Source organism: Rhodococcus sp. P4_F3_2 (assembly GCF_056401335.1).
On record NZ_JBFUJN010000319.1, the window covers coordinates 1 to 350 of the forward strand.

The 350-nt window shown below is 36.2% G+C and carries 1 protein-coding gene; it reads left to right on the forward strand.

The window, feature by feature from the left end:
• Positions 1–88: 88 nt before the first annotated feature.
• Positions 89–350 (forward strand): MFS transporter (locus tag AC1DWA_RS33905; protein ID WP_477917953.1); only part of this gene is annotated, 262 nt, incomplete at its 3' end.

A 350-nucleotide genomic window follows, 5' to 3' on the forward strand; every position in this document is an offset into this window, starting at 1 on the left:
GTATTGTATTGTACTTCCTCCTGTTCAGAAAATACGCAGGAGGTTTTTTGTTTTGGAAGAGAAATTACCCGTAAACCATTCAACAAAGTTGTTTGGAAAYCGTGTTTTTCAAGCTATTATTATCTCTGGGKTATTCTTGCAAATAGGRATATGGGTTAGGAATTTTGCTGTACTTCTTTTCATAATGGAGAAGACAAACGGMGACCCATTTRCAGTATCTTTRATATCTGTAGCAGAATTTGCACCAATYTTTATTTTCTCTTTTATTGGCGGAACATTTGCAGATCGCTGGCGTCCRAAACGTACYATGGTRTGGTGTGATATTTTAAGTGCAATATCTGTATTTGCTG